This is a genomic window from Sphingobacterium sp. JUb56 (assembly GCF_014191365.1).
Lineage (GTDB): Bacteria > Bacteroidota > Bacteroidia > Sphingobacteriales > Sphingobacteriaceae > Sphingobacterium > Sphingobacterium anhuiense.
In genome coordinates, this window is the sequence record NZ_JACHWL010000001.1 from 289,764 (window position 1) to 302,818 (window position 13,055).

8 protein-coding genes are annotated in these 13,055 nt (G+C 36.6%); 4 read left to right on the forward strand and 4 right to left on the reverse strand.

Features of this window, described 5'->3' with window-relative positions; all coding sequences use genetic code 11:
• Positions 1-73 precede the first annotated feature (73 nt).
• Complete coding sequence (locus FHR29_RS01105; RefSeq protein ID WP_183911872.1) at positions 74-1,387, reverse strand: hypothetical protein; 1,314 nt, start codon at positions 1,385-1,387, stop codon at positions 74-76.
• Positions 1,388-1,589: 202 nt separating this feature from the next.
• On the opposite strand from FHR29_RS01105, the gene FHR29_RS01110 reads away from it, so the two are divergent.
• Together FHR29_RS01110 and FHR29_RS01115 are read left to right on the forward strand one after the other, a co-directional pair.
• Positions 1,590-4,088 (forward strand): hypothetical protein, encoded by a 2,499-nt coding sequence (locus tag FHR29_RS01110; RefSeq protein WP_221197774.1) that lies wholly within the window; start codon positions 1,590-1,592, stop codon positions 4,086-4,088.
• Between the two features lie 402 nt (positions 4,089-4,490).
• Positions 4,491-5,456 (forward strand): fatty acid desaturase, encoded by a 966-nt coding sequence (locus FHR29_RS01115; protein WP_183911873.1) that lies wholly within the window; start codon positions 4,491-4,493, stop codon positions 5,454-5,456.
• A gap of 79 nt (positions 5,457-5,535) precedes the next feature.
• On the opposite strand, the gene FHR29_RS01120 is transcribed toward FHR29_RS01115, so the two are convergent.
• The gene (locus tag FHR29_RS01120; RefSeq protein ID WP_183911874.1) at positions 5,536-6,102 is read right to left on the reverse strand and encodes a hypothetical protein; all 567 of its coding nucleotides are present in this window, start codon (positions 6,100-6,102) and stop codon (positions 5,536-5,538) included.
• Between the two features lie 283 nt (positions 6,103-6,385).
• Between FHR29_RS01120 and FHR29_RS01125 the strand changes: the two genes are divergently transcribed.
• A complete protein-coding gene (locus FHR29_RS01125; RefSeq protein WP_221197775.1) occupies positions 6,386-7,339 on the forward strand; it encodes a heavy metal-binding domain-containing protein in 954 nt (317 codons plus the stop codon).
• A gap of 167 nt (positions 7,340-7,506) precedes the next feature.
• On the opposite strand, the gene FHR29_RS01130 is transcribed toward FHR29_RS01125, so the two are convergent.
• Together FHR29_RS01130 and FHR29_RS01135 are read right to left on the reverse strand one after the other, a co-directional pair.
• Entirely contained in the window at positions 7,507-8,613 is a 1,107-nt protein-coding gene (locus FHR29_RS01130; protein ID WP_221197776.1) for a fatty acid desaturase, read from the reverse strand.
• 293 nt (positions 8,614-8,906) lie between these two features.
• Entirely contained in the window at positions 8,907-9,101 is a 195-nt protein-coding gene (locus tag FHR29_RS01135; protein WP_021189194.1) for a cold-shock protein, read from the reverse strand.
• A 1,458-nt stretch (positions 9,102-10,559) separates the two neighbouring features.
• Between FHR29_RS01135 and FHR29_RS01140 the strand changes: the two genes are divergently transcribed.
• A complete protein-coding gene (locus FHR29_RS01140; RefSeq protein WP_183911875.1) occupies positions 10,560-12,950 on the forward strand; it encodes a PDZ domain-containing protein in 2,391 nt (796 codons plus the stop codon).
• The last annotated feature ends 105 nt before the right edge of the window (positions 12,951-13,055 follow it).

Sequence of the window (13,055 nt, forward strand, 5' to 3'; positions counted from 1 at the left end):
ATCATTAAAGAAGGGACATAGCGACTACTATGGGTCTTCTTTGATGATGTTTTTTTATAGCATCGTATATTACCTAAGGCAGACTTTCCATTTTGAAATTAGAAAATTTACCTATTCCGGAAAACATAAGATTGGCACCTAAGATATTGCCGATTGAGTTTTCATAATGGGTTTGAAATACTTTTTGACCTTCAATATATAGCGTAACCACTTTGTTGATAATAGTGAGCTTAATATGTCCTCCATTAGAAAGATTATGTCCTAAGGCCCGTAAATCTTCAGATTTGCCACTTTTATACTTCTCCGAAAACTTGTATGAGCTCCATGCCGTACATTCGGGTTTCATAAGTGATAATTCGTGCCGGTCTTTTTCTCCATATAACGTAATATCCACCTGAGAACACCTTACTCCGGGTCTTTCTTTAGAAGTTGTAATGAAAGCCTCCAGCATCATATTATCGCCAGATATTGCTGTTGGTTGCATGTTTGCATAATGTGTGAAAAAAGTACGTACGGTATCAACTCCAGCGGTTAATATTTGGTGAATACTAAGGTTAGGGGGAATCTGCCGATTAATACTTTTGGGTAATAAAATTGGATAAACACGGGTGGTGTCATATTGGATCTGAGCAGTAGCCTCCCAACCATCAGTAGCTAAAAAAACTCTTGCTGTATCGATTATTCTATTTTTATAATATAGTATAGGAAAATAAACTCCAGGTAATTCGTAGTAATGTGTTAAAGTGCTGTCTGAAAATCTAGACCGGCCCCGTTTTCCATCTTTAAATTCAATTTCGTAGTCTGATAAACGGAGATGTGCATCGTCTTTTGGTATAAGTTTAAATATTGCCGAGTGTGGGGTATGGCCCTCCGGATTCAGACATTTCAAATAAACAGCTGGATTTTTTTCACTTCTTGGCCACCATGTCCAAACAGCAGTCAGCAGTACGAGAGCAACTAAACACGCAAAAATAAAGAGACGATTAACACCTGTTTTTTTTGATGGACTTATTTCATTTGTTTTCGTTTCAGGAGCTATTCTATTATCGGCAACTTCCAAAGGTTCGAAAGTTTCTTTAGCATTTTGGACTTTCTCAAACTCCTGCCAATCCCGGAATCCGACAAATGCAGCAAGAGCGTCTCTTGTCGCTTTTTGTGGATAATAACGTTCAGTCGTTTTGAGTTTTCCAAAGATTCTTTTTAACGTGTTTTCACTTATCAGTACTTTCGTTTCCCGCCTCAGCTGTGCACTCAATTGAACATAATCACTATTCTTCCATAGTTCACTTTTCGTCTTTCCAAATTTGGAAGCAACCTCTTGACAACAAAGCTCCAACAATCTGAAGTCATTACCAATTTTGTCTTGTCCAAAGTTGTTTTTACTCATGATTAATTTATTGGTAATAAGGATATTAAGTTGTTGTTAATAATGGTTTTTGTTTGTACAGAAATGGCTTCCTTAATCAGGATAATCTTAATTAATTTTGCTCGTAGGATGATCGTTCCATGCGTTATATCCTGATTAGTACAAACCAAATATAAGAATTAAAAACTTTTATTATAAGCCACTTTAATACATGAATCTCTCTATGACTGAATTAACGAAAAATCGAATTGTTTCTTGGAAGAATAAGGTAACTTTTGCTTTAATCTTTTCAGGTGCACTGGTTTATCAAAATGCACATGCGCAACAAAAACAAAGCTATAAATCTGTAAGTGGTATTTATCCACATTTGGCGATGTATAACGAGGAAGGGGAGGCTGGTACTGGAGCTGTTATGCCATGGGCTGGTAAGCTTTGGGCGATTACTTATGGGCCTCATTTACCGCACGGATCTTCAGATAAATTGTATGAAATTGATGCCAACCTCAATCAGAATGTTCGTAAAGAAAGCATTGGCGGTACTCCTGCCAATCGCATGATCCATAAAGAAAGCAAGCAACTTTTTATTGGCCCCTATGCCATCAGCGGAACAGGTGAAGTACGGGTTATCCCAAATAAAGAAATGCCTGGAAGGCTTACAGGAAACGCACGTCACTTGACAGATCCTGCCAATAAGATCTTCTACGGTACTATGGAGGAAGGATTTTACGAGGTCGATGTAAAGAGCTTAAATGTGAAATGGCTCTATTCAGATACCAATCTAAAACCCTCTGACAGGCGCAATGTCCCAACAGCAAACTTACCCGGGTATCACGGAAAAGGATTGTATTCTGGGCAAGGCGTATTGGTTTATAGTAATAATGGCGAATATGGAGATAAGGCGCTTACACAATTTGATACACCTTCTGGAAGTTTATCTGAATGGGATGGAACTAATTGGAAAGTTATCCGTCGAAATCAGTTCGTTGAAGTGACAGGTCCTGGAGGTGTGGAAGGAAATGCAAATCCACAGACAGATGCTATATGGGCAACAGGTTGGGACCATAAATCTATTTTGCTAGGTGTAAGAGGTGCGGGACAATGGACCTTTTTTAGATTACCAAAAGCAAGCCGTAGTTACGATGGTGCTCATGGTTGGAATACCGAGTGGCCTCGTATTCGTAATGTGGGAAAAGAAGGACAGAACGACTATATTATGACTATGCACGGTATGTTCTGGTTATTCCCGGCGACATTTACTAATAACACGACAGCAGGAATACGTCCTAAGTCAGCTTATCTAAAAGTAATTGGTGATTTCACAAGATGGAACGATAAACTTGTCTTTGGTACCGACGATTCTGCGCAAAAGGAATTTTTAAATAAAAGAAAAGCAAAGGGAAACTTGGAAGGACCTGGGCAGTCACATTCCAATCTTTGGTTTACCGATCGCAGTACGATTGATCATTTAGGACCAAACGCCTCAGAAGGTTCAGTATGGCAACAGGACGATGTAAAAGCTGGCGTGTATTCCGATCCGATGTTGTTCGCCGGCTGGAACAATCGTTCATCATGGATGCACAACCACAGTGAGAAAGCCATTGTATTGACGGCAGAGGTCGATCTGAAAGGGGATGGTAAATGGTCAAAAATAGGAGAGTACCTTTTAAAGGCAGGTGAAACGCTTCATAAATCTTTCTCCTCAAAAGAGCAGGGCGAGTGGATTCGTCTCAAATCAGACAAAGATGCTCAGTTAAGTGTGCATTTTACCTATCACGATGTAGATAAGCGTGAAACAAAAGCGGATAAAATATTTACAGGTATATCTACAGATGGAGAGTTTTCCGGTGGTCTTTTGTACAGTTTGGGGCAAAATCGCAGAAGTTTAGGCTTATTAGCATACGATTATAATCATAAGGGACAGAAGGAGAAAGTCGGCTATTATGAAATGGATGATAAATTCAATTTAGTTCCAAAATCGGATGCAAAAACGGAACAGTTAATCGAAACAAAGTACAGCATCCCACAGCAGGTTGTCAATATTGAACCATCATCGGCTTTGATAGTCGATGACAAAGGACGCCGTTGGAGACTGCCGTTAGGAGACGATTCATTTACATCATTGACCAATGATGGAGCTTTGCGGATCTGTAGAGAAGTTGCAACCGAGCGCGATTTGTTTAATTTGCACGGTACATTTTATGAACTTCCTGCTGAAAATGCAGATGGATATGCAAAAATACGTCCTGTATCATCACACAATCTGAAAATCAATGATTACGCTTCTTATCGCGGTATGCTGATCATGACGGGGTTAGATCTGGAAAAAGCAAAATCCAATTCAGAGCACATCTTTGTTTCAACTGATAAAAAAGCTGCGGTATGGGCAGGTGCCATTGATGATCTTTGGAAGTTGGGTAAACCAACTGGGCATGGCGGTCCTTGGTACAAAACTGCCGTTCAAAAAGGAACTTCTTCAGATCCTTACCTGATTGGTTTTTACGATAAGAAATCATTAATATTATCCCATAATGAAAAGGGAACCGTAAACATAACGTTGGAGGTTGATCCTGGCGGAGATGGTAATTGGATGGCTTATAAAACACTATCGGTGAAAAATGGACAGACACTCAAATTTGATTTTCCGAAGGACTTCCAGGCAAGATGGATCCGTTTTGTAAGTGATCAGAATTGCGAAGCGACAGCTTGGTTAGATTATAAATAATATGCATAATTCTATTTTCAGTTATAGGACGATTATCATCCTGTAACTGAAAATATGGATTAAAACAAAATTTATTAACATCCGGAACATATTAAATTATTTAATGGCTTAAGTTATTCACAGTGTTTTTTCGTTGTGAAATGAAAAATTGAAACTGCAGTTTGTTTTACCTTAAGTGCAGCTCATGGAAAAGAAACATTTCAAAGTTAATGTTAGAGTCTTTTAAACATCAGCGTATGTCAGCTCTGTGTTTGCTTTTGAGCTTAAAACCATTTATTTGTCCAAGATTAGGTAACTTGCAAGGAAATTTTAAGAAAGAAAATAGTGACGCATCAGGAACGGACAAGTAAAATTAGAAAAGAGATAATAGAATCTTACAAAGCATTAAAATGTAAATACCCTTTGCTAAAATATCAAAATGCAATCGGACTCAGTATTTTTTTGCTCTGTGTGGGCTTCAGTCTACTCATGGGATATCTGTGGTATATTGATGTTGTTCCAGCATGGATTTTAATCGTTGTAAATGCATTTTTATTTGGAGTCTTGCATGAATTGGAACATGATTTAATTCATTATATGTATTTTAAAGGTAATAAAGCTATTCATAATCTGATGTTATTTTCTGTATGGATTTTACGACCCCTTACTTTAAATCCTTGGTTTAGGCGTACCTTGCATCTACATCACCATCGTTTTTCGGGAACCTTACATGATGTCGAAGAAAGAGGTGTCACTAATGGTGAAAAATGGACATTGAAACGCCTATTATTTACCCCCGATTTGGTTTTAGGAAATTTACTTCGCGTAAGAGGATTGTTTTCCGATATCAAACGTGAAGTAGACAATGGGAATTTGAAATTTGAAACTGCTCATAAACTTAAGCTTTGCGGTGTCTTTGGATTAATTCCACTGACCATCGTTTCACATATCCTCTTATATTTTTTTTGTGCAGATTTATTACTTGACTTTTTAAATCGAAAATTTGATATTGGCTTTGTTTTCCCAATAGTGATTAAATCAATATTAAGTTGGTGCAATCCTATCATCTATATTATTCTATTACCAAATTTATTACGTCAGTTCTGCCTCCATTTTATCACTTCAAATTTACATTATTTTGGAGATGTAGAGAAAGGAAACGTAATCGAACAGACACAGATATTAACCGTTTGGTGGACTTATCCATTTCAGATTTTCTGTTTCTTTTTTGGATGGACACATGGTATTCATCATTTTGTCGTTAATGAATCTTTCTATGTAAGGCATATCGCCCGTAAAAAAGCATATGAAATTATGAAAGCACATGGTGTCCGTTTTAATGATATGGGAACATTTAGAAGAGCAAACCGTTTTAATGAAATAAGTTAGCTTTTATAAGTCTATGAATTGCGAATGAAATTGATTGATGGCGCTTGGATGTAGGTCTTATTACTATCTTCCTGTGCCATTATCTTCCTTGAAGCAAACCACTCGTTGTCGCTTTCTCTTTCGCTTCTTTTAACTTTTCTTTTTCATTTTTATAGTTGACTTTTAACTTCTCGAGACGTATTTTCTTTTCGCTTTTACTTAATGAATGGTCATCCTCAATGGATTTTTTGTCGGCATCATAACGGTCTTCCAGCTTTTTTAATGCCTGATCTGCCTGATCTGTCACATTATCCTTAATGGAAGCTCGTTCATCACCATATTTTTCCAACCAGGTTTTTTGTTGTTCTGCAGTTAATACGTTAAAAATTTCTTTCTTATGTTGCAATGCAAGCTCACGTTTCTTTTGTCCCTTTTGATAGCCAGATAAAGATGAATTGCGACCTATTGCTTCAAACTTAGACGCTGTACTTTTATTTATCGCATTAATTTTTTCTTCCTGTTGAGGAGTTAATCCGAGCTCATGATCATGTTCCAGACTATCAGTGTATATAGCCGTACTTTCCTTTTTTGCTCCATTTTGTTGCGCGCATGCACTAAAACTGAGTGTAAAAAGAGAGATACCTGTTAATAGAATAAGTTTCATCATATTAATTTGTTGAATTTAAGTACGTTGAAAATCGTGCCAAATAGCCCTAATTTAATCTTCAGTTAATACAGTTTGCAGTGATGGCGCATAGGATGCAGAGAAATGCTATAGGGTGGGACCAAAAGTGGAATCAGTAAATTTTACAAATCAAACACAAAATACCGTAAAATAGCAAGCTCAACTTTTGCTCATCTTTGTATTGTCCTTTCGATAGTAGATATTTAAGTTGGATGGAAAACAAAAAGGTAGATTTCAAGATTTAATCTACAAACACTATGCATATATGAAAAATTTTAAAATTATATTTTTAGGGTTGACGGCCATGACAACAGTCGCAGCTTGTAACAATCCCGGAAATAGTAAAACAGAAACCATGACAGCACAACAAGACTCAACTCACAATCACGAACATACTTATGCCTGTACGATGCACCCTGAAGTAACAGGACATAAAGGTGAAAAATGTACCAAATGCGGTATGGAATTACAGCCTATTCATAAGGAGGATGCGGCTAAGTTAGCGGTCAGCATTTTAGCTTCACCGCAGCCTATAGAAGCTGGAAAACCCACAGCACTTTCTATCTCAATAAAGGAGAATGAGAAAAATGTAGGATTAGAGGAAGTTCATGAAATGAAAATGCACCTCTTGGTAGTAAGTGAAGATTTATCCTGGTTTGATCATATTCATCCCGTAGAACAGCAGGATGGTAGTTATACTGTGAAAGAAACATTTCCTGCTGCAGGCAAATACCTGCTGTTTACAGATTATAAACCTAAGGGATTGGCTGGAGAAGTTGCGATGAAGAAACTAGAAGTAACAGGTACCGCGGGTGCCAGCACTTTTGAATTGAATCCAAAAGCAATAGCAACAACAGCTGGATATACGGTAACTTTAATTAACGCTTCTGATTTAAAAACAAATCAAACACAAGATCTGCAATTTTCAGTAGAAAAGAATGGCAAGAAATTAAAGGAAAGTGATTTTCAAAATTATTTGGGAGCAACGGCTCATATTGTTATGATCGGAGCAAAAGATAAAGATTTTCTTCATATTCATCCGGTATCAGACAAGCGCTTTCCGATATATGCGCAAACCAATATTAAAAAAGCGGGATTGTACCGGATGTGGGCACAGTTTAAAATTGACGGACAAGTACACACAGCAGATTTTACTGTCGACGTAGCCCAGGGAGAGAAAGGTAATGAGGAAGGAAAACACTATGGACATCAACATTAAATGAGCATAAATAATTAATGTAAGAACGCCTAACTTATTAATTAAAGTTAGGCGTTCTTACATTAATTTTCATTCTATGAATAACTATCTGGATTGAATTCTACAATACAATAATATTTCCGAAAACAAAAGCGATAATAATTTGTACGCTATTTTATGATGACAGTTTATGCAATAATATCTTTATTTTTTTTATTTGATTTAGCTTCCAGATAGGGATTGTGATAACGTTTGTAAAACAATTTCTTGTCATCTCTATAGCTGGAGATAGCTCCCATTTTATGTAATAGTTTGATATAGTACCATGCGAGATCTACCTGATGAGGTTTGAAACCACTGCGTGCACTTTTAGGAAATAAATGGTGATTGTTATGCCATTCTCCCGCAACAATTCCGGGCCATACTTGGTTGATCGATTTGTCATTCACACTGAAATCTGTTCCTTCCCGTTGCTTATCTTCTCCCTTGGCATGTCCTTCATAATTAAAAGTACGTACACCGATTCCCCAGAAAGCTGCCGCACCAAAGAGGCTGCATGCAAGTGCATGACCACCTATTAGAAAAAAAGTAGCATACCAAAATACCCAGTTTAATAATGATGCTACTATAGCATAAACAGGAGATACATATGAACCCCATTTTTTATATTGATGATAAGAGTTCGCCGGTACACCTGTATGTAACATCAGGGATTTAACTCTATTATAATCCTGCTCATTCAGGTTCTTTGAGATCGGCTGATGATTAACATCCGCCAGAAAACAATAAAGAAATCCGGCCTGGGCATTATAAGGGTCACCCGGCTGATCTGATTTTGCATGATGTACATGATGTGATATGACATATATCTCTTCCGGAATAACACTGATCGTGAGATTTTGGGTAATAAATCGCCAAAAATTATTTTTAAACTTATAGGCTCCATGTGTACAGTAGCGGTGGTGCCAGATAGTTCCATGGGTTCCCATAATGATCATACTGTATACAAAGGCCGCTAGAACTGTCCACCATGTCAGATAATTCGTTAAAAAAATAAAGAAAAAGGGAATAAGGCAGGCAATCTTGAACCAGCTGAAAAAAGGAAGCCAATTTCTACGGTCCTTAAAGATGTTAAGTCTCCTAAAGAATTCAGTAATGATTTCTTTGTTACTAGGCTTAATAAGTTTTCCTGTAGCATCTTGCCACCCATAGGAAGGTGGTTGAAGTACATGATCTAAAAATGATATGTTATTAATAAATTTATAGTTTAGTTTGTTAGTAATTATATTTTTCATTGCAAATCATCATAGTGATCATAATCCTTAAAATATGTACAATTGAAAAATAGTAGTGTAGATCGATAAATGAAGTTCCTCATTTGTTCAATATGGGATTTGATCTGTTGAAGTAATTAATACAAGTATATTCTTTTGGAAATTAATCACAAGTACATGATAAATACCATTCTTGTCGTGGTTGATGAAACTGCTTTAAGATGGGAGAGGTACATTAAAAAAATGTAGTTAATTAGCACAGATGCTAATTACTACATCAAAATACCGAGAATTAAGATAATTCCCGAATTCTTTTATCTTGCTATGCGCACATTAAATGCGTTAACACCTTTTTGACCGTTTTCTACTTCGTAAGTAACGTTTTCGTTTTCGCGGATATCATCCATTAAACCTGTTGAATGTACAAATACATCCTGACCACCGTTTGCTGGTGTGATAAAACCGAAACCTTTGGTAACGTTGAAGAATTTTACTGTTCCTTGTTGCATTATATTATTGTTTTTATTATAAATTATTTAATTCTGAACACCTGTAAAAGACATAAAATATGACTTACAGAAGTTAATCGATCTGCTAGAAAGAAAAAGGATGTGTGTAATTTGAAGGTTGATTGGAGTCAAGCTCTTAGAGTACTGCTCACTTTTTATGAATAACAAAAATTAGCAATTGAAAGGAGTAAACAGATAAAGTAGGAATAGCCCACTATTTTTCTTAATCACAATCATGCTTGATTCTATCACAAAGATAAGTTAAAATTATTTAAAATCAAAATATTTTTTCTTTAATAAATTTTTTTTATTATTTATGAAATTTTAAAACTGTTAATCAACAATAGATATATAGTCTCAACAGTTTAGTACTAGGGGGAATTAGGATTTTCTGTTTTATAGCGGAATTCTATTGAATTTTGTATCAAATTCACGGGAAACATTTTGAAATGCAATCTTCCGATAAAAACTGGCCAGGTATCTACGAACTCATAGGCGAGGTATTTACAGATTATTAGCAACAGCTGTTGGATACGAAATCAGGGATATTCCTGATTCCTTCTTCGGAGTGGTTAGGCCAGAAGGAGGTAAACTTTATACCTTGAAATTTTTCATAATGCATACGTATAAGATGCTACTTTGGTAGGTACGAGTCATCCTTTTTAATATGGGTTGGCTCGTGATATTAAAAAAGGATGTAAGTTTTAACAAGTACCAGTAATGCGACAGGCCTCATATTGGTGTAAATAAGTAAAAAGAATATGATATAGTTTAGATGAAAGCCCTCTTTATGAACTGAAGGGTATTTTTTTAGAAGTTTATTGCTAAAAGCATTTTAATTCCTAAACAATGTTAATAATACATGCAAATCGGATAATTTAAGATGTATTACGAAGCTATTAATTCAATAATTTTAGGGCAACAAACCAAATGCAAAGTAAAGCATTCTATTATAACAATTTCAGGCTTCACTTGCTTGATAGGCTTGTTATTTATACTGAAAACTGTTGTTCCTCTTTGTTTATTATATTGTGATGAGTAGCGATCTGAAATACGATGCCAGATCCATTTATAGTTTGGAAAAACTAGTTAATTATACTTTGTGTAAATTTTGTTAAATTGGTTTCGAAAACTTTAATCGTGTTGCTAACCTGATGTAGTAATTGATCATCATAAATCTTATGGATAAGAAGAATGGAGATGTACGAAGGATTTTGTTTGTTTTAAAAAAAATAGGATCCAATGTTTTACAGTCTGTTTTTCGAGAGAACAGCCTATTGGATATACAAAAGAAGCTTCTGAAGAATTAATGGAATGGCGTTTGGGAGCACCTGTTTTTAATGAAACGTGTATTAATGCTATTTTACGCCAATTGAGAAGGTAGTCCAATTTTTAACTACCATAAGCTAAAAACTATAACTTATTATAAAATAATCAATTTAATAAATTTTTCATCTTATGAATTATGTTCTAACGTATTTTCCTCGAATATTGGTAATACTGCTAATTAGTATCGTTTGGAAGGGGAGTACCGCTATTGCTCAGTCTGCTGTGCCTAAAAAAATCTATATTGCCAAGACGGGTAAAGATAGCAATCCAGGAACTGTAGATAAGCCTTATGCAAGTCCTTCTGCAGCGCTTGAAAGTGTTGCTAAATTGAAGAAAACTGGCTATAAAGGAGCGGTTGAGGTGCTGATTAGCAAAGGTGAATATTATATTAACAAACCACTTATCGTTGGAACTGAATTGTCTGGTACAGCAGATGCACCATTTACGATTAAAGCGATTGATGGGGGAAGTGTTACTTGGAGTGGGGCTGTACCACTTAAGCTATCTTGGACAAAAGGTGCTAACGGTATCTGGCAAACTCAGGTACCAAAAGGCATAAATTTCCAAAGCCTATTTGCAAATGGAAAGCAGCTCATTCGTGCAAGATATCCAAATTATGATCCAGCAATACTTCCGTTCAATGGGTATGCCACTGATGCAATTAGTCCAGAACGTGTGAAGAGCTGGAAAAATCCTGTAGGTGCTTATGTACATGCGTTGCATATCGGCCGATGGGGTGGGTTTCATTATCGTGTTGTAGGTAAGGATGCTGAAGGAAAACTGAAACTGGAAGGGGGGAAACAGAATAATAGACCTAGTGCTATGCACGATACCTATCGTTTTGTCGAGAATGTTTTTGAGGAGTTGGATGCAGTTAATGAGTGGTATCTGGATGAAAGTTCTGGTACATTATATTATTATCCTGCCACAGGAGTAAATCCTAATAACCTGCAATTAGAGGCACCACAGTTGGAGAATATCTTAACCATTCAGGGGAGTTTAACACAACATGTGCATGATGTACATGTAGCAGGTATTCGCTTTGTCTACACGGCGCCTACTTTTATGAAGACTTCCGAGCCTTTACTGAGAAGTGATTGGACTATTTATCGGCAAGGAGCAGTTAAAATCGAAGGAGCGGAGCGTTGTGAGATCAAAGGATCGGAATTTGTTGACTTAGGTGGTAATGCCATTTTTGTCAGTAATTATAATCGGGATGTGAAAATCTCAAATAATTTGATTGAACGCATAGGTGCTGGCGCAATCAATTTTGTAGGAAATCCTGATGCAGTAAGATCGCCGTCTTTTCGTTATGAAAATTTTGTAACGGCAAATGAAATGGATACGATTCCAGGTCCTAAATCGGAGGATTATCCGATGAATTGTGAGGCTAGTGATAACTTGATTCGTAAAATAGGAACGATCGAAAAACAGGTTGCTGGAGTTCAGATCGCAATGGCCTCGTCGATCAAAGTACTGCACAATACCATATATGAAGTTCCTAGATCAGGAATAAATGTTGGCGATGGAAATTGGGGTGGCCATGAAATTGCTTATAATGATGTATTTCATACTGTACTTGAAACGAGTGATCATGGTGCATTTAATTCTTGGGGAAGAGACCGGTTTTGGCACCCTGACCGCCAAGAAATGGATCGACTAGTAGCGTTACATCCTAATTGGGTAACGTTAGATGCGGTGAAGACCACACTTTTACATGACAACAGATTTCAGTGTGATCACGGTTGGGATATTGATCTGGATGATGGCTCGACGAACTACAAGATCTATAATAATATTTGTTTGAGCGGTGGCCTCAAACTTAGAGAAGGGTTTTATCGAAAAGTATATAACAATGTGATGATCAACAATGGTTTTCATCCGCATGTCTGGTTTAAAAATAGCCATGATGTATTCAGAAATAACGTGGTTATGACGGCTCATCAAGATATCCAGGTTAAATTTTGGGGAGATACGGTTGATAATAATTACTACACGAGCAGTCAGACATTGTTAGACGATCAATCAAAAGGAATAGAAAGCAATGGAAAGGTGATCTTAGCTAAATTTAAAGATGTGGCTACGGGTGACTTCAGGTTGGATGTTCCTAAACTTGAAGGCTTTGAAAATTTTGACATGCTACATATGGGAGTTCGTAATCCTCGACTTAAAGCGTTAGTCAAAGGACCCCAAATCCCTAAGGTAGCAGAAACGATAGCAGATGCTAAGAAAGATATTTATATGTGGAAAGGAGCAACGCTCAAATCTATTGAAAGCTTAGGTGAGCAATCTGCAGCTGGCCTAGCGTCCATAGCTGGTGTATTGGTACTCAAGGTAGATGAAGGTAGTGCAACATATAAAAACGGATTGCGAATAGGGGATGTGATTATAGGGTGTCAAGATGAAAAGGTAGATCATCTAGCCGACCTACAACGAATTTTAAAACGCAATGAAGCTAAAGATTCTTTTTCTTTGAGTGTTCATAGGAACCAAAATAAACAAATTATTGTGATCAAATAGTTGATTATTAAAAGCATGTTGTTGCTATTGCTACTGAAAGTAAGCCACGTGCTGTTGATTGTGTTTTATGAAATAGATTAGATCTTCATACGGATAGAGAAAATC